Raw genomic sequence first — 17797 nt, 5'->3', positions numbered from 1 at the left:
ACAGGTCGATGTGCCTAAATTTGTAAATTCGATCGATTCTAGGCGGCCTGAAACGAAAAAAGCCGCAAAGAATGCGGCCTTTTTGCAGGAAGGAAAGATAGTCTGTGGACGGCTCGGGGACCCTCCCGGTGCCTGCGCCCGCAGGGCTTCAGTGCGACCGGATCATGGTGCCGAAGGCCTGCTCGGTCAACACTTCCAGCAGGATGGCGTGCGGAATGCGTCCATCGACGATGTGCACCGAGTTGACGCCTGACTTCGCGGCGTCGAGCGCCGAGGAAATCTTGGGCAGCATGCCACCTGAAATGGTGCCGTCGGCGAACATCTCGTCGATTTCATGCGCGGTGAGATCGGTGAGCAACTCACCCTTTTTGTTCATCACGCCGGGGATATTGGTGAGAAGCAGCAGCTTTTCGGCGCACAGCACTTCGGCCAGTTTGCCGGCCACCACATCGGCGTTGATGTTGAACGACGCGTTGTCCTCGCCGAAGCCGATGGGAGAAATGACCGGGATGAACTGATCGTCCTGCAGCGCCTTGACCACGGACGGGTCGATCGACGCCACTTCACCCACCTGGCCGACGTCGATTTCGGTGTCGGGATTTTCCCGGTCGCGCATGCGCAGCTTCCGCGCCCGAATGAGGCCGCCGTCGCGCCCGGTGAGGCCCACGGCCTTGCCCCCCGCGTGGTTGATCAGACCGACGATGTCCTGCTGCACCTGGCCGGCCAGTACCCACTCCACCACTTCCATGGTCTCGTCATCGGTGACGCGCATGCCCTGCACAAACGTGCCCTTCTTGCCCACGCGGTTCAACGCCTCGTCGATCTGCGGACCGCCGCCATGTACCACGACTGGGTTCATGCCCACGAGTTTGAGCAGGACCACGTCTTCGGCGAAATCCTGTTGCAGGGCCGGATCGGTCATGGCGTTGCCGCCGTACTTGATGACCAGGGTCTTGCCGTGGAACTTGCGGATATAGGGCAGGGCCTGAGCGAGGATTTCGGCCTGCTCACGGGGGGCGATGTGCGACAGGTCGGGAGGGGCGAGAGGGGTGTCGGCGCTCATGGATGTCGGTTCAAAGGGGTGGCATGGAAGCGGAGGTTGTGCTGCGCCGCGCAATTCTAGGAGTCTGTCGCGCCTGCGGGTGCGCGGGCCACCGGAGCCATGGGTTTGGCCTCATGTGCCGGGCGGGTCCGAAAGCCGGGCACATCATCGCCCTAAAATTCGGGGCCATGGTCAATCCGCTCACCAGCCTCTATCGCACGCTGCGCAACCGACCCCGGTTGAGTGCCGCTCTGGGGCTGGGGGTGGTGTTGTGGTGGGCCGTGCGCCTGAGTCAGCCGTCGGCCGTCGCCCTGCTGTGGGCCTTCAACGCCAGTGTGCTGATGTTTCTAGCCAGTACGGCGTGGATGATGGTGCATGCCACGAACGAAACCCTCAAGCGCCGTACCGAACTGGAAACCGAGGGCCGCTGGACGGTGCTGCTGTTCAGCCTCGCGCTCTCGGGCACCGTGTTCGCGGCCCTGTCGGTCGAGCTGCATTCGGTGCGCGGCCACCCGGGTGAACTGGCGCTGGCCGGGAGCAGCATCGTGCTGGCCTGGCTGTTCTTTTCGGTCATTTTCGCGCTGCAGTATGCCCACAGCGACTACGCCGCCCGCTGCGCGGGCCACCCGGCGCTGCAGTTTCCGGGCGATCAGGTGCCGGATTATTGGGACTATCTCTATTTCTCCGTGGTGCTGAGCATGACCTTTCAGACCTCGGACGTGAACATCACCGGGCGGCATGTGCGCCGCCTGGTTCTGCTGCACAGCGTGGCAGCGTTCTTTTTCAATGTGGTCATTCTGGCGTTGACGGTCAACGCCCTGGCCAGCGCCTTTTAGCCTTCTGGATAGAGATAGGGAGATTTCTGAGATGACGACGATCGGCACCCCGCTTTCCCGCGCGGCCACCCGCGTGCTGCTGCTGGGCGCGGGCGAACTGGGCAAGGAAGTGCTCATCGCGCTGCAGCGCCTGGGCGTGGAAACCATCGCCGTGGATCGCTACGACCACGCGCCGGGGCAGCAGGTAGCCCATCACGCCCGCACCCTCAGCATGACCGACCCCGAGGCCTTGCGCGCGCTCATCCTTCAGGAGAAGCCGCACCTGGTGGTGCCGGAGATCGAGGCCATCGCCACGCCGGTACTCGAAGAGCTGGAGGCCGCGGGCGTGGTGACGGTCATTCCGACCGCGCGCGCGGCGCGATTGACGATGAACCGAGAAGGCATCCGCCGACTGGCCGCCGAAGAACTGGGCCTGGCCACTTCACCCTACGCCTTCGCCGATTCGCTGGAGGAGCTGCAGGCCGCCATCGACGGCGGCATCGGCTATCCCTGCGTGGTCAAGCCGGTGATGAGTTCTTCGGGCAAGGGGCAGAGCAAACTCGACGGACCCGCCGACGTGCGCCCGGCCTGGGAGGCGGCGATGTCGGGCGGCCGCGTGGCGCAGAGCCGCGTGATCGTCGAGGGTTTCATCAACTTCGACTATGAAATCACCCAGCTCACGGTGAGAAGCGTGGGGGGCGACGGCGCTGTGCGCACCGACTTCTGCGAGCCCATCGGGCATGTGCAGGTGGCCGGTGACTATGTGGAGAGCTGGCAGCCGCATCCCATGCATCCGGTGGCGCTGCAGCGCAGCCGCGACATGGCTCGCCGCATCACCGAAGCGCTGGGTGGACGCGGCATTTTCGGCGTGGAACTCTTCGTGAAGGGGGATCAGGTCTGGTTCAGCGAGGTCAGCCCGCGCCCGCACGACACCGGACTGGTCACCCTCATGACCCAGTGGCAGAGCGAGTTCGAGCTGCACGCCAGGGCCATTCTCGGACTGCCGGTGGACCCGTCGCTCAAGACCGCGGGCGCCAGCGCCGTGATCTACGGCGGCGTCGAGGCGCGGGGCGTGCGCTATGAAGGCGTGGAAGCCGCTTTGGCCATTCCGGGCACCGATCTTCGCCTGTTCGGCAAGCCCGAGAGCTTCGTCAAGCGCCGCATGGGCGTGGCGCTGGCCCGTGCCGAATCGACCGACGACGCGCGGCAGAAGGCCAAACGCGCGGCGCAGCTGGTGCGGGTGGTGGCGGCCGATTGATCCGGCATGGAGAAATATGAACGGGTCATGGGCCCCGCCATGCAAGGGCCTCCCCCTCCCAGCCTCCCCCACTCCGTGGGGGAGGAGTGTTTGCTCCCTCTCCACTTGTGGGGAGGGTCGGGGTGGGGAGGTGCCGTTTCAAACTTCAACGTGCCGGATCAATAGGGCAATAGGGCCTCATTCCGGCACGGTGGGCCGCTGCGAGGCCGTGTCGCCATGCTCTGGCGTGGTGGGATCGGCGGATCGCCCATCGCTGGCTGCCACCGATGGAATGCTCACCAACACCAGATTCCAGAACTGATGCCGCACGACCCGGCTATGCGCCTTGAGTTGCGCGGCCTGGGCGGGGTCGATGGGGGACTTGGTCGACAGCTGTTCGCGCAGGCGGGTGTGAAAAATGTGCAGCTCGCGGATCAGTCGCAGGAAGGCGGGACGGTCGCCGTACAAGGATTGGTGCGCCTGGCACCACAATCCGAGTTCGCTATGCAGCGCGGCGTTGGGCTTGAGCAGCAGTTGCCGCTCGCTGTCGCTCAGAGTGTCTTGCTGCGCGCGCAGGGCCACGGCGTTGTGCCAGACCAGGGCCTGAATCGCCTCGGCCGGCAGTGAGGGCTGTTGACCGATCGAGGCAGTCCAGGGTATGAGCTCGGGCCAATGCGCGAGCCAGATCTCGAAATCGGAAAGCGACAGCGGCGGCGAGATGGCATAGCCCTGAAAGCGGCGGCATCCCATGGAGGCCAGCGCCAGCGCGTGCTGCGCCGAGCTCACGCCCTCGCCGATCACCTCCAGCGCCATCAGCTCGGCGATGCGCAGCAGGCCATAGGAAATGCTCAAGCCCGCACCGCTGGTGAACAGGTCGTGGGTGAAGCTGCGGTCGATCTTCACCGAGGTGATTTCGAGCTGCTGCAGGTGGATGAGGCTGGCGCTGCCGGTGCCGAAATCGTCGAGGATGACCTGCACGCCAAGCTGGCGGCATTGCGCGACCATGAAGCGCGCCATCGCGCCGTCGAGCTCCGAGCCATGCTCGGTCAGCTCCAGGGCGAGCAGCTTGGGCGGGCACTGCGGGTGCTGGGCGAGCACGCTGCGCAGGTCGGAGAGGAACTGTGGATCGAGGAAGTGCCGCGGGCTGATGTTCACGCTGATCTGCAGCGGCCGCCCCGCGCCGAACCAGGCATCGGCCTGGCGCATGGCCGTCGCGAGCACGAAGCGCCCGACGGCGACGCTGAGCGTGTCGTCGTCGAGCACGGCCTCGAAGGTGGCCGCACGGTGCAGGCCCGCGCTATCGCGCAGGCGCAGCAGCGCTTCGGCGCCGTCGATCCGCACCGCGCCCGATCCGAAGGAGAGGATGGGCTGGTACTGCAGCTCCAGCCGGTTGTCGCGCAGCGCGGCCTGCACCCACTGCAGTTTGCGGTGCCGCTCCTGCATGGCATCTTCCATCTGCTGGTCGAAGAGGCGGTATTGCTGCCGCCCGTTCTTCTTCGCCGCGTACATGGCCATGTCGGCGCGCCGTACCAGGGTTTCGGCGTCGACGGGAGCGTCGTGCTGTTGCACCACCAGACCGAGCGACAGGCCGATCTGCAGACTGTTGCCCTGGATGTGGAACGGCTCCTCGATGCAGTCGACCAGCCGCTTGGCGATGAAACTGAGCTGCTGCTCGGTGCTGTAGCCGGGCAGCAGCACCACGAACTCGTCGCCACCGAAGCGTGCGAGCAGGTCGCCTTCGCGCAGCACGCCGCGCAGGCGCTGGCCCACGGCGATGAGCAGCTGGTCGCCGATCACGTGGCCGAGACGATCGTTGACCGACTTGAAACGGTCGAGGTCCATCAGGCCGATGCTCAAGGCCTGGCCGGGGTGGCGCCGCATCAGGTCGTTGAGGTGATCGAGAAAGATGCGGCGATTGGCCAGCCCGGTGAGCTCGTCGCGCAGGGCGTAGCGGCGCAGGGCCTTGAAGGCTTTGCTCAGCCGCAGGTTGTCCTGGATCAGCAGGCGGTTGAAGCCCTCGATGGTCATCATCAGCGTGGCGCCGAAGGCCAGCGCCGCCAGCAGGGCCGCCCACGCCAGGGCACGCTGCGCGTCGCCGTCCATGGGCAATTCGATGTGGCCGGGCGTCAGCATGATGGCTGCGCCGGTGAGACCCAACATCAGCAGCAGGCTCGCGGCAATCTGCATGCGCCGCACATGCAGCGCGGCCACCGGCACCAGCGCGATCAAAGGCAGCACGAACAGGCCCCCCACCCGCGGCAGCAAAGCGAAGAACAGCGCTTGAAGCCCCACGTTGAGCAAGAGGTAGAGCGTGGCCGGAAAGGCATCGGCGCCGCTGCGACCCCGGGGGAAGTAGAGCATCCCGTTGAGTAGGGCCAGATTCACCGTCGCGCCGAGCAGGCCGTAGCCGACCGCGGCCAGCCAGGGCAGCAGCCCCATTCCCGCATAGGCGAGCAGCAGCCCTGTGTACAGCACATAGCCTGCAAGGGTGCGCGTGAGCAGGGAGGTTGGCGGTGCGGAAGCAGGATCGGGTGCGGGATCGGGGGCGCGCTGTGTCATGTTCGGCCTGGGCGGCATGGCGCCGCCGCGGGAGCGTCTTGTCGGCACGAAGTGTCCATGTTGCGCCGTTTGTTTGCAAGCGGCCGGGCCTGGGGGCCGGTCTCAGCGCACCAAGGTGAGGGCCGTCGGACCGGAGGCCGTCTCGCCGGATTCGGTCGGCGTGGGGTCGAAGGCGCTGTCGAAGGCCGTCGCGGCGTCGGCTGCGGCATCGACGCCCAGAAGAATGAGGTTCCAGAACTGGTGGCGGATGAGGCGGCTCTGTTCGCCCAGGGTCTTGATCTTGACCGGCTCGGCGTCCGGGCCGGCGTCGGCCAGTTCTTCGCGCAGCCGGGTGTGGAACACGTGATGCTCGCGCACCAGGCGCAGAAAGCCGGGGCGGTTGCTGTACTGGCCGGCGCTGTGATGGCACCAGCGGCCCAGTGCGCACAGGGCCTGGGCGTCGGTCATCATCAGCTGGCGGCGTTCGGCGGTGTTGAGGGTGCCGCGTTCGGCGTGCAGCGCGGTGTTGTTGTGCTGCACCAGGGCGTGGATGGCGTCGGGCGAGAGCTGCGCCTGCTGGCCCAGCAGCTCGGCCCAGGGCAGATGGCGGCGCCAATCGGCAAGCCAGGCTTCCATCGCCTCGGCCGTCATCGGGCGGGCGATGGCATAGCCCTGAAAGCGCCGGCACGACATGGAGGCCAGCGCCAGGGCGTGCTGCGGGGTGCTCACGCCCTCGGCGACGACGCTCAGCCCCATCAGCGCGGCGGTGCGCAGCAGGCCGTAGGTGATGCTCAGGCCCGCGCCGCTGGTGAACAGGTCGCGGGTGAAGCTGCGGTCGATCTTCACGGCCGAGACTTCGAGTTGCTGCAGATGTGTGAGGCTGGCGCTGCCCGTGCCGAAGTCGTCGAGCGCCACCCGCACGCCCAGATGGCGGCAGCGGCTGACGACAAAGCCGGCCATGCGGCTGTCGAGCTCTGAGCCGTGCTCGGTGACTTCGAGAATCAGCCGGTCGGGCGGACACTGCGGGTGCCGCTCCAGCGCCGAGCGCAGGTCCGACAGAAATTGCGGATCGAGAAAATGCCGCGGACTGATGTTGATGCTGATCGGGATGTCGCGGCCCTGCGCATGCCAGCGCTGCGCCTGCTCCAGGGCTGCCGACAGCACGAAGCGCCCGACCGGCACGCCGATCAACTCGTCGTCGAGCACGGATTCGAAGGCGGCGGCGCTGTGCACGCCGTTCTCGTCTCGCAGGCGCAGCAGGGCTTCGGCGCCACGAATGCCGACATCGTCCGGCGCTGAACGGTGCTCGAACGAGAGTATGGGCTGATAGTGCAGCTCCAGGCGCCTGTCGCGCAGCGCCTCGAGCACCCAGTTCAGCTTGCGATCGCGCTCCTGCAGCGCGTCTTCCATGTGCTGATCGAAGAAGCGGAACTGCTGGCGGCCGTTTTCCTTGGCGGCGTACATGGCGAGGTCGGCGCGCCGCATCAAGGTCAGCGCGTCCACCGGCTGCGCCTGCTGCTGAATGACGATGCCCAGCGACAGCCCGATCTGCAGCGCATGGCCCTGCACCACGAACTCCTGCTCCATGCTCTTGACCAGCCGGTCGGCCACGGTGCGGAGCTGGTCGAGCGAGGTGTAGTGCGTGAGCATCACCACGAACTCGTCGCCGCCCAGTCGGGCCAACAAGTCGTGCTGCCGCAACACGCCGCGCAGGCGCTTGCCGACTTCGGCCAGCAGCTGATCGCCCACCGCATGCCCCAGCCGGTCGTTGACGATCTTGAAGCGGTCGAGGTCGATCATGCCCACGGCCAGCGCCTGGCTCGGATGCCTGACCAGCGTGGCGGCGAGTTGCTGCATGAAAGCGCGGCGATTGGCCAGCCCGGTGAGATCGTCTCGAAACGCGATGGTGCGGAAGGTCTTGAACTCGTCGCGAATCTTCTCGGTGTGCTGCACGAGCTTGCGGCTGTAGCGCTCCTTGACGATCTGCGTCGCCAGGCTGAAGGCCAGCGCCTCGGTGAAGGCCACCCAGAGCAGCGCCTTCTGGGGCCAGCCCTCGCTCGGAATGCTCCAGCGCCCGTCGCTGAGCAGCAGGGCGATCAGCGTCATCACCGCGATCAGGCCATACATGAATGCAATCTGGCGGCGACGGAAGCGCAGCACCTCGATGGGCACGATGCCGATCAGGATCAGCATGGCGAAGAAGGCGATCTGCGGCTGCCAGACCGCGAAGCCCAGCTGCACGCCGACATTGAGCAACAGAAAGACGTAGGTGGGAAAGCTCTTGGCGCGAACCGCTTCGTCGCTCAGGCGCTGAATCCAGGCATACAGCCCGATGTTGACCAGCGCCCCGATGCCGAAATACGCCGCGGCGACGATGGGCTGCAACAGGCCGATCCAGGCGTAACCCAGAATCGTGAGCGCGCCCACACCGTAGCCCGCCAGATTCAGCGCCAAGATCGCTTTCTGCGGTCGACGCGATTGATTGGAGGGATGGGCTTGATCCATGGGGGGCGATGCTGGCCTGCGCGCGGGGCGAAGAAAAACGCCAAAGAGTGTAGGGACTCGGCCTGGTGCGCACTGTAAATTCGGCTGAAACATCAGGGTCTTGTGGCTGTTTTTCAGGGTCGGGCCCGGCGCAGGCGTCATGTCCCCGCATCAGTCGGGTGATATTGAAAGTCAAACTGGCAAGTTTTCCATTTTAGATTTACATTTACGCCATGGATTCACCTCCCGTCCCCCCGCCCGATCTCGACGCCACCGTCGACGACCTGACCCTGGCCGTCGGCCAGCTGGTGCGGCGTCTGCGCGCGCAAGGCAATCCCAATGCGCTATCGCTTTCGCAGCTCAGTGCGCTCGCGCGGCTGGAGCAGCAGGGCGCGATGACCACGGCCGATCTGGCGCGGGCCGATTCCATGAAGCCGCAATCCATGGGGGCCGTGCTCGCCAGTCTGGAGCAGGAGGGTCTGGTCGAACGCCGTCCCCATCCAACCGACGGCCGGCAGATTCTGTTTGCGCTCACTCCCCACGGCCTCGACGAACGCCGTCAGCGCGGTCTGGCCAAACGCGCCTGGCTGCTGGCGGCGATGACACGGCTGTCACCTCAGGAGCGCTCGGCGCTGGTGGCCGCCATTCCCCTGATCCGCCAACTGAGCGAAGGCTGACACCGCCTTTGCGCGTCACCCCCCCCATACCTCGAAGGATGCCTCCCATGCCCGCCACCTGTCTCGATCCCCGCACCGCCCTCGTCGTCATCGACCTGCAGCACGGCATCGCCGCGATGCCCGCCGCCCACCCCATGACGGACGTGGTTCGCCAGTCCAGACAGCTTGCCGAGGCCTTTCGGGCCCGGGGGCTGCCGGTCGTGTTCGTCAACGTGAACGGCTTCGCCCCAGGGCGAACCGAGCAGCCCGGACGCTCCGGCGCCTTGCCGGCCGACTGGGCCGCGCTGCTGCCGGAGCTGGGGGTTCAGCCCACCGATCTGCGTGTGACCAAGCGCACCTGGGGCGCTTTCGCCCACACCGATCTCGAAAAGCAGTTGCGCGCGGCCCAGGTGACCCAGGTCGTGCTCGCCGGTGTGGCGACCAGCATCGGCGTCGAATCCACCGCGCGCCAGGCCTATGAGCTGGGCTTCAACGTCACGCTTGCGGTCGACGCCATGACCGACCGCCACGCCCAGGCCCACGACAACAGCATCGCGCACATCTTCCCCCGCCTGGGCGAGACCGACCGCACGCAATCCATCATCGCCCTGCTGCGCGCCGAACCCGAACCCGTCTGAGCCGCCACGCGTGCGCGCCGCGCCCTCTTCTTCCACGCCCGACGAGACGCCTGTGCAGGGGCGGCCCCTGGTGGCGATCATCGTGGCGATCGCCTTCCTGATGGAGCAGCTCGACGCCACCATCGTCACCACCGCGATTCCCGACATGGCGCGCTCGCTGCAGGCGAGCGTGGTGCAGATGAGCCTGGCGGTGAGCGCCTATGTGCTGACCCTGGCGGTCTTCATCCCGCTCAGCGGCTGGTGCGCCGACCGCTTCGGTGGCCGCCGCGTGTTCGTCGCCGCGCTCGGTCTGTTCACCGCCGGTTCGGTGCTGTGCGGCGTGGCCGACAGCTTTCCGATGCTCGTGGCCATGCGGGTGCTGCAGGGTCTGGGCGGGGCGATGATGACGCCGGTCGGCCGCCTCATCCTGCTGCGCAGCTTTCCGCGTTCGCAGCTGGTTCGTGCCATGACCTATGCAACCCTGCCCGCGATCATCGGCCCGGTCATCGGGCCCTTACTTGGCGGCTATCTCACGACCTCGCTGTCGTGGCGCTGGATTTTCTACGTCAACCTGCCCTTCGGGCTGCTGGGCATGGTGCTGGCCGCGCGTTACCTCCAGGAGGATGAAACCGCGCCGCCGCCGACCTTCGATCTGCGCGGCTTCGTGCTGTTCGGCCTGGCCGTCGGTCTGCTGCAATTCACCATGGAGGGCGCCGCCCACCTGCCCGGAGCCTTCCTGGCCGCGCTGGTGCTCGGTGCGGTGGCGCTGCTGGCCCTGTTTTCGCGGCACAGCCGCTCACGGGAGCACCCGGCTGTCGATCTGAGCCTGCTGCGCGAACGCGCCTTCGGCATTGCCACGCTCGGCGGCGGTTTGTGCCGCGTTGCGATGAACGGGCCGGTCTATTTGCTGCCGCTCATGCTGCAGCTCGGACTGGGGATGAGCCCGGTGCAATCCGGTGCGCTCACCTTTCTGTCGGCCGTGGCCTCGCCGGTCGTTCGGGTGTTCGTGGGCGGAGCGTTGCGGCGCCTGGGGTTTCGCAAGCTGCTGCTGATCAGCGCCCTGGCCTGCACCGCCACGCTGTCGAGTTTCGCGCTCATCGGACCCGACACCGCCCACTCCTGGATCGCCGCGGCCATCGTGTTTTACGGACTGGTGCGATCGACCCAGTTCATGACCTCCAACACCCTGGCCTATGCCGACATCTCCGCGCCGCGCCTGAGCCGGGCCACCAGTCTCGGCGGGCTGCTGCAGCAACTCACCGTGAGCTTCGGCGTGTCCATGGGGGCCGCCTGGCTGGGCCTGCTCACGCCCCATCATGCCGTGCCGACGCTGCAGACCTTTCACCTCACTTTCGTGCTGCTGGCAGTCCTGCCCGTGCTCGCCTTGCCGGCTTTCGTTCGCCTGCAGGTCGGCGATGGCGCCATCGTGAGCGGGCATGCGGCGACGCCCCGGCGGAACGAGTGAGGGGCAGCGCACAATGCCGGGTTTACCTCTTGAGTGATTCACGTCATGGCGTTGAAAGCGACGATTTACAAAGCCGACCTGCAGGTGGCCGACATGGACCGGCATTACTACGCCGACCATGCCCTGACCCTGGCCTGCCACCCCTCCGAGACCGAAGAGCGCATGATGGTGCGGGTGCTGCTCTATGCGCTGTACGCGCAGGAGGGCATCGCCCTGACCAAGGGCCTGTTCGACGTGGACGAACCCGACATCTGGGTGAAGGACCTGACCGGCGCGATCAAGCTGTGGATCGACATCGGCCAACCCGATGAAAGCCGTGTGCGCAAAGCCTGCGGGCGCGCGGAGCAGGTCGTCGTGGTCTGCCATGCCAGCAGCTGCCCGGTGTGGTGGAAGCAGAACGCGGGCAAGCTCGCCCGGCTGAAGAACCTGAGCGTGCTGCGGCTGCCGCCCGAGACCAGCCAGGCGATGGCCGGTCTCACCGAGCGCACCATGCAACTGCAGTGTCTGGTGCAGGATGGCGCGGTGTCGCTCAGCAGCGCCGCCGCCAGCGTGGCGATCGAACTCGAACCGCTGCAAACCGCCGCGTGAACGAGGCCGCCAGCGTGAACGCCCCCGCCCCATCCACCTACGCCGACCTCAGCCCCGACGGCGTGCTCGACGCCATCGACAGCCTGGGCCTGCGCTGCGACGGCACGCTGCTGCAGCTCAACAGTTACGAGAACCGGGTTTTTCAGGTGGGGCTGGAAGACGGCAGCCAGCGCATCGCCAAGTTCTACCGCCCGGGCCGCTGGAGCGATGCGGCCATTCTGGAAGAGCACGCCTTCACCCTGGAACTCGCCGAGCGCGAGGTGCCGGTCGTGCCGCCCATGCTCTTGGGCGACCGCACCCTTCATGCCGTCGTCGGGCACCGCCTGGCCCTGTTCGCGCGCCAGGGCGGGCGCACCCCCGAGATCGAGCAGGAGCAGACGCTGGAATGGCTGGGTCGCTATCTCGGCAGGCTCCATGCCGTCGGCGCCGCGCGTGTCTACCAGGCCCGCCCCACGCTGGATGTGCAGACCTTCGGCGTGGCGTCGCGCACCTTCCTGCTCGACGGCGAATGGCTGCCCCCGGATCTGCGAGACGCCTGGATTGCCATCGTCGATCAGGCGCTCGACGCCGTGCGCCAGGCCTATGCGCGGGCCGGGGAGGTGGCGCTGATCCGGCTGCATGGCGATTGCCACCCGGGCAATCTGCTCTGGACCGACGGCGGTCCGCACTTCGTCGACTTCGACGACAGCCGCAGCGGGCCTGCGATTCAGGATCTGTGGATGCTGCTCTCCGGCGACGAGGCCGACATGCGACGCCAGTTCGCCGCGCTGCTACGCGGCTACGAGATGTTCCGCGAGTTCGATGATCGCGAGAAGCACCTTGTCGAAGCCCTGCGCACCCTGCGCCTGCTGCATCACAGCGCCTGGATCGCCAGCCGCTGGACCGACCCCGCGTTTCCCGCAGCGTTTCCCTGGTTCGGCAGCATGCGTTACTGGCAGGACCGCATTCTCGAACTGCGCGAGCAAGTCGCGTTGATGCAGGAACCGCCGCGCATTTGAGCGTCGGCGGTCGTCAGAGTTTGTGAATTTTTCGGGCCTGTCCGAAAGGCGCGTCAATTCACCTATAGCGCGGGCTATGGCGAGCCTTTGCTTGAATTCGCGGGGACGTTTTGGCGTGCAAGGCGGGCATGGCTGAAATGTTCACAGGCTCTCAAGGTTTGCGCGACAGGCTGGTGACGGTGTAGGCACCGTCGATTTTCTCGGCGCTGAACAACACCGTGTCGCCGACCTTGAGCCCGTCGAACAGCGCCGGGTCTTTCACGCGGTAGTTCATGGTCATCGCGCCCATGTCGGCCGTGGCGCCGTGGCGCAGGGTGATCTTGCCGTTGGCCAGATCGATCTTGCGCACCAGACCTTGCGATTGATGAGTGCCGCTTGCCGCCTGATGGCTTTGCATCATTTGCATGTGCTGCGCCATGCCCGACGCGGTGGAGTGATCGTGGTCGGCATGGCTGTCGGCGGCGAAGGCCGGGGCGGCGAGGGCGAGGCTGAGAGCAAGGGCGGCGAGGGGTTGGTGAAGGGTGTTCATCAGAGGCTCCTGTGGGTTGAAAGAGAGTTGAAAAGGAAACGGGGAGTGGCTGGAACGCAGCGGTTCAGTGGCCGTGCTGATGCATCGGCTTCTGCACCTGCAGGGTCTGCGTCGTAGCGGCTGCATCCGGCTTTGGCGCCCGCGGGTCGCACGGGGCGGGCAGGTCGGCGGGCAACTCGACGGCCTGAGTCTGGGTGCCGGCTGGGTGACTGGCCCAGCCGAAGGCATCGAGCCCGGCCCAGGCGAGTTGTTCGGGGCGGGCGTCGGGGAGTCGGTCGCGCACCTTGAGCACACTGAACATGCCGCCCATTTCCACCGAGCCGTAGGGGCCGCGGCCGGTCATCATCGGCAGGGTGTTGTCGGGCAGGGGCATGTCCATTTCGCTCATTTCGGCCATGCCGCTTGAGCCCATGGCCATGTAGTCGGGCAGCAGCTTTTGCAGCGCGGGGGTGAGGTCGTCCTGCTGTACGCCGATCATGGTGGGCACGGCGTGGCCCATGGCGTTCATGGTGTGGTGCGCCTTGTGGCAGTGGAAGGCCCAGTCGCCGGGGTTGTCGGCGATGAACTCGATGGCGCGCATCTGCCCGACGGCCACGTCCACCGTCACTTCGGGCCAGCGCGCGGCCTTGGGCACCCAGCCGCCATCGGTGCCGACCACCTCGAACACATGGCCGTGCAGGTGGATGGGATGGTTGGTCATGGTGAGGTTGCCGAAGCGGATGCGTACGCGCTCGCCGGTCTGGGCCACCAGCGGAGCGATGCCGGGGAAGGCGCGGCTGTTCCAGGTCCAGAGGTTGAAATCGAGCATGGTGTTGACCTTGGGCCTGCTTGCCCCAGGGTCGATGTCGTAGGCGTTGATGAGGAAGGCGTAGTCGCGGTCGGCGGCGTGCTGGCGCGGGTTCTTCGGGTGGACGATGAACAGGCCCATCGCACCCATGGCCATCTGCACCATTTCGTCGGCGTGGGGGTGGTACATGAAGGTACCGCTCTGGTGCAGCACGAACTCGTAGACGTAGGTCTGCCCGGGCTTGATTTGCGGCTGGGTGAGGCCGCCCACGCCGTCCATGCCGTTGGGAAGCACGATGCCGTGCCAGTGCACCGTGGTGTGTTCGGGCAGTTTGTTGGTGACGAAGATGCGCACGCGGTCACCTTCCACCGCTTCGATGGTGGGGCCGGGGCTGGAGCCGTTGTAGCCCCACAGCTTGGCGGTCATGCCGGGCGAGATTTCGCGCAGCACCGGCTCGGCGACGAGGTGGAATTCCTTCACCCCGCCTTTCATGCGGAAAGGCAGGCTCCAGCCGTTCAAGGTGATGACGGGGTTGTAGGGGCGGCCAGCGCCGGGGTGCAGCAGCGGCGCGGTGTCGGCGCTGGTGTGGTGGTGCGGCTCGGGGGCGGTGGCCAGGGCGTTGCGGCTGGCCGTACCGGCGGCGAGTAGACCGGCGGCGGCGAGGAAGTTGCGGCGGGTGTTCATAGGGTGTCCTTGGAATATTCCGTACGGGGCGGCGCTCAATGGCCGGCGGCGGAAGGAGTGGAGGCCGTGGCGCTGCCGTCGGGCGTTGGCGTAGAGCTGCCCGCACCCACACCGAGTTGCGCGGCTTGCCAGGCGGCGTCGGCCAGCCAGTAGTCGCGCTGCGCAGCAATCGCGGCACGCACGACCTGCGCCTGGGTCTGAGCCGTGGCGACCAGCTCGAAGGTGCCGATGAGCATGCCGTTGTAGCGAAGCTGGCTTTCGTCGAGCACGGTCTGCGCCAGCGGCAGCACTTGGGTGCGGCTCAAGTGCTGCTGCTGCCAGGCGCTGCGGCGCAGGGCGTCGGCTTCGCGCAGTTGCGAGGCGGCTTCCTGTGCGGTGGCCAGGGCGCGGGCGCGGGCGGCTAGCACGCGGTCGGCAGCAGCGCTGCGGGTGGCGTCGCCAAAGTTGAACAGCGGCAGCGGCAGGCTGAGGTCGAAGCCGTTTTGCGGCGGTGCGTCGCTATAGGTCTTGCGCACCCCGCCCAGCTCCACATGCTCGATCACGCTGGTGTTGCGCGCCAGCCCGGCGGCCTGCGCCTGCTCGTCGAGGTCGGCGCGGGCGAGCTGCACGTCGAGTCGCTGGGTCAGCGCGGCCTGCAGCGGCGCGGCGCTGGCGGCGGGAGGCTGCGGCGGCGCAGCGGGCAGTTGCGCGGGGAGGGAAAGCGCGATGGCTTGCGCGGCGCTCAGGCCCAGCACGCGCACCAATGCTTCGTGGCTTTGTGCGGCGGCCAGCGCGGCACGCTGCAGGCGCAACTGGCTGTCGGCGGCGAACAGGCCCTGGCGCGCGGCGTCGAGCTTGGTGAAGTTGCCTGCGGCCTGCATGCGCGCGGCCAGCGTGGCGGTGGCTTGCGCGGCGTCCACCACGTCGCGGTCGTAGGCGGCGGCTTGCTGCGCCGCGACGGCGCGCAGCCAGGCCATGCGTGCCTGTGCCGCAGTGCGCAGCACCTCGCGCGCCAGGTTCAGGCGCAGCCGCTGCTGGCGGGCGTCGTCCAGCCGCGAGCGGACGGGCAGGGTGAGCAGATCGAGCAGGCCGATGCTCAGGCTGCGGGTGATTTCCACCCCGCCGCCGCCAATGAGCAGGCGCTCGAAGCTGAATTGCGGATTACTTAGCCGCGCGCTCTGGGTGGACGCAGCTGAGTCGGCCTGCGCCTGCGCGATCAGCGCCTGCAGCGCCGGGCTGCCGAGCAGCGCCACGCGCACGGCGTCATCGGCCGACAGCGGCTGGCGTAGCAGCGCGTCGATCTGCGTTTGCGCTTGCTGCTGCTCGGCGGCGTCGCGCAGCAGTTGCACCGGCTGGCCGGTGTGGGGTTGGACGAGGGCATTGGTGGCCTGCAACGATTGCCGGGTTTGCAGCGGGGCGCAGGCGGCGAGCAGCGCAGCGGCCAGCGGCGCGAGCGGTGCCAGACGCCAGCGCCGCCGGGTCTTGAAAACGATGTTCACGGGACATTCCTCATTCGAGCCGCGCCGAGACGCGGCCATGCACACAACAGCGCCGCCCTTGCGGGAGCGCTGCATCAGGGCTTCAAACGAGGGTCAGGCTCTGGGAGGGCGCTGGAGAAGGTGCGGGTCTGCGTCGTGCCAGGCGAGATGGGTGGCCAGCGGGCAGGCGTGCGGCACGGCTTGGGTCAGCCGCAGCACGAAGGTGGCGGGTTGGCCAACGGCGAGTTGGCAAATGACACAATGGAGGTGGCCGGAGCCGGTACATTCGCCGTCCGTCGGGGTGTGGCAGGCGTCCATCGACATCGAGTCGTCGTGCTGCGGCGCTTGAACCCGCTCCGCTGTGGCCACCGGCTCGTGGCAATCGGCCACCGTCATGTTCGCCTGCGCCCAGCCGCGCAAGGGCAGCAGCACGAGCAGAAGAATCAGAACGGGACGCAGCACGGAGAACATGCGGAGCATTTTAGGGCGCGTCGGCCGAAGCGCAGTGCATGGGCCTATTCGCACGGCGTGCGAGCGAGTCGGGCTGTCTGGCGGGATGCTGCTGCAGGGTAAGAGCCGGGTTCATGCCGCCTCGGCAAGCTTGATGAGATTGAAGTCGGGGTCGCGCGCATAGACCGAGCGGATCGGCTGCGTCGCCCCGGGCCTTCGACGATGGGCCAGCCCGCCTGGTCCAGCCGCTCGATCACCGTCTCCAGCGGAACCGAGGCCAGGAAGCACAGGTCCAGCGCGCCGGGCACGGGCAGGTGCGCCTTCGGCTCGAACTCCGCGCCCTGCACATGCACGTTGATTTTCTGGTGGCCAAAGCGAAAGGCGAGGCGTTCGACGGGCGGCGTGCCGCCGATGAAACGTTCCAGCTGCAGGCCAAGCACCCGGGTGTAGAAGTCGATGCAGGCCTGCGGGCGCGCTGTGGTGAGGGCGGGGGGCGAGGTGATCAATCATGGAGCGGCTCCTGATGGCAGATCTCGCGGGTCAGCGCGCGCAGCCAGCGATGGGCGGGATCGGCGTCCTGGCTTGGATGCCACATCTGCGAGATGGTGATGGCCGGGGTTTCCACGGGGAGGGCGAAGGTCTGCACGCCAGCGATGGCCTGGGCGCCAACCCCCGTCGACCCGCGCAGAAACGACTTCGGCACCAGCGCGACCAGATCCGAATCGCGCGCGATGCCCAGCGCCGCGAGGAAACCGGGCACCATCACCTGGATGTTGCGCTGCAGACCGAGGCTGGCAAGCGCCGCATCGACGGGCCCTTGCGCCCGTCCGCGCCGCGAGGCTACGACATGGCCAAAGGCCACATAGCGCTGCGGCGTGACCGGACCCGCCAACAGCGGATGGCCGGTGCGCACCACGCCGACGAAGCGGTCGCGAAAGAGCGCCTGGACCCGCACCTCGGGCCCGGCGTCGCGGCCCATCACGCCGATCTCCAGATCGGCGACACCTTCGCGCAGATGGTGCGCCTCCTTGTCGGCCTTGAGCATGAAGCGCACCCGCGCCTGCGGCGCCCGCAGCGCCAGGGCCGCGGCGAGCGGGCCGCCGAACACGTCGATGAACCCGTCGTTGGCGCGCAGCGTGAAAGCGCGGTCGAGTCGAGCCAGATCGAGCGTGTGCGGCGCGGGTCTGAGCAGGCCCTCGATCTGGCGGGCCAGCCCGGGTACCTGGGCGCGCAGCCGTTCGCCATGGGGTGTGAGCACCAGACCGCGCCCGGCCCGCACCAGCAGGGGGTCGCCCGTGAGCGTGCGCAGGCGTGTGAGTGCCCGACTCATGGCCGAGGGGCTGAGGTTTAGCCGCCGCGCGGCCGCCGTCACGCTGCATTCACTCAGCAGCGCATCGAGCACGGGGAGCAGGTTGAGGTCCATCGGGGCGGGCGGCAGGTCGCGCATCTA

The 17797-nt window shown here is 67.4% G+C and carries 15 protein-coding genes and 1 pseudogene; 7 read left to right on the top strand and 9 right to left on the bottom strand.

All coding sequences use genetic code 11. The features are described 5' to 3' along the window. Positions 1–148: 148 nt before the first annotated feature. Positions 149–1063, bottom strand: coding sequence for an acetylglutamate kinase (argB, locus tag BVH73_RS05425; RefSeq protein WP_079416781.1), 915 nt, complete (start codon positions 1061–1063; stop codon positions 149–151). A 167-nt stretch (positions 1064–1230) separates the two neighbouring features. Here argB and BVH73_RS05420 point away from each other — a divergent pair, with 167 nt between their 5' ends. Further along, positions 1231–1878: a DUF1345 domain-containing protein gene (locus tag BVH73_RS05420; RefSeq protein WP_079416779.1), complete on the top strand. Its 648-nt coding sequence runs from the start codon at positions 1231–1233 to the stop codon at positions 1876–1878. Positions 1879–1909: 31 nt separating this feature from the next. Further along, positions 1910–3115: a formate-dependent phosphoribosylglycinamide formyltransferase gene (purT, locus tag BVH73_RS05415; RefSeq protein WP_079416777.1), complete on the top strand. Its 1206-nt coding sequence runs from the start codon at positions 1910–1912 to the stop codon at positions 3113–3115. A gap of 177 nt (positions 3116–3292) precedes the next feature. Here purT and BVH73_RS05410 read toward each other — a convergent pair whose 3' ends face one another. Further along, a complete protein-coding gene (locus tag BVH73_RS05410) occupies positions 3293–5701 on the bottom strand; it encodes a putative bifunctional diguanylate cyclase/phosphodiesterase (RefSeq protein WP_245800424.1) in 2409 nt (802 codons plus the stop codon). A gap of 54 nt (positions 5702–5755) precedes the next feature. Next, the gene (locus BVH73_RS05405; RefSeq protein ID WP_079416775.1) at positions 5756–8137 is read right to left on the bottom strand and encodes a putative bifunctional diguanylate cyclase/phosphodiesterase; all 2382 of its coding nucleotides are present in this window, start codon (positions 8135–8137) and stop codon (positions 5756–5758) included. 212 nt (positions 8138–8349) lie between these two features. Between BVH73_RS05405 and BVH73_RS05400 the strand changes: the two genes are divergently transcribed. The 5 genes from BVH73_RS05400 to BVH73_RS05380 are packed head-to-tail and all read left to right on the top strand — an operon-like array spanning position 8350 to position 12440. Next, positions 8350–8793 (top strand): MarR family winged helix-turn-helix transcriptional regulator, encoded by a 444-nt coding sequence (locus BVH73_RS05400; protein ID WP_079416773.1) that lies wholly within the window; start codon positions 8350–8352, stop codon positions 8791–8793. 47 nt (positions 8794–8840) lie between these two features. Beyond that, positions 8841–9410, top strand: a complete 570-nt coding sequence (locus tag BVH73_RS05395; protein ID WP_079416771.1) for an isochorismatase family protein — start codon at positions 8841–8843, stop codon at positions 9408–9410. Positions 9411–9420: 10 nt separating this feature from the next. After that, entirely contained in the window at positions 9421–10854 is a 1434-nt protein-coding gene (locus BVH73_RS05390) for an MDR family MFS transporter (RefSeq protein WP_079416769.1), read from the top strand. A 45-nt stretch (positions 10855–10899) separates the two neighbouring features. Next, positions 10900–11442, top strand: a complete 543-nt coding sequence (locus BVH73_RS05385; protein ID WP_079416767.1) for a YaeQ family protein — start codon at positions 10900–10902, stop codon at positions 11440–11442. Between the two features lie 14 nt (positions 11443–11456). Further along, positions 11457–12440 (top strand): serine/threonine protein kinase, encoded by a 984-nt coding sequence (locus BVH73_RS05380; RefSeq protein ID WP_169836756.1) that lies wholly within the window; start codon positions 11457–11459, stop codon positions 12438–12440. A 151-nt stretch (positions 12441–12591) separates the two neighbouring features. On the opposite strand, the gene BVH73_RS05375 is transcribed toward BVH73_RS05380, so the two are convergent. The 6 genes and pseudogenes from BVH73_RS05375 to BVH73_RS05350 form a co-directional block, all read right to left on the bottom strand. Then, on the bottom strand, positions 12592–12969 hold the full coding sequence (locus BVH73_RS05375) for a copper-binding protein (RefSeq protein WP_079416763.1): 378 nt from the start codon (positions 12967–12969) through the stop codon (positions 12592–12594). A gap of 64 nt (positions 12970–13033) precedes the next feature. Further along, on the bottom strand, positions 13034–14440 hold the full coding sequence (locus BVH73_RS05370) for a multicopper oxidase family protein (protein WP_079416760.1): 1407 nt from the start codon (positions 14438–14440) through the stop codon (positions 13034–13036). Positions 14441–14475: 35 nt separating this feature from the next. Continuing rightward, a complete protein-coding gene (locus BVH73_RS05365) occupies positions 14476–15918 on the bottom strand; it encodes a TolC family protein (RefSeq protein ID WP_245800423.1) in 1443 nt (480 codons plus the stop codon). A gap of 93 nt (positions 15919–16011) precedes the next feature. Continuing rightward, complete coding sequence (locus BVH73_RS05360) at positions 16012–16377, bottom strand: hypothetical protein (protein ID WP_245800422.1); 366 nt, start codon at positions 16375–16377, stop codon at positions 16012–16014. A 102-nt stretch (positions 16378–16479) separates the two neighbouring features. Continuing rightward, positions 16480–16857: pseudogene (locus BVH73_RS05355) on the bottom strand (VOC family protein). Then, complete coding sequence (locus tag BVH73_RS05350) at positions 16850–17794, bottom strand: LysR family transcriptional regulator (RefSeq protein ID WP_245800421.1); 945 nt, start codon at positions 17792–17794, stop codon at positions 16850–16852. The pseudogene BVH73_RS05355 and the gene BVH73_RS05350 overlap by 8 nt, the downstream one beginning before the upstream one ends. Between the last annotated feature and the right edge of the window lie 3 nt (positions 17795–17797).

The sequence above is a fragment of the Thiomonas intermedia genome, assembly GCF_002028405.1.
Taxonomy (GTDB): Bacteria; Pseudomonadota; Gammaproteobacteria; order Burkholderiales; family Burkholderiaceae_C; genus Thiomonas; species Thiomonas intermedia.
This window is presented reverse-complemented; position numbering and strand designations above follow the sequence as displayed.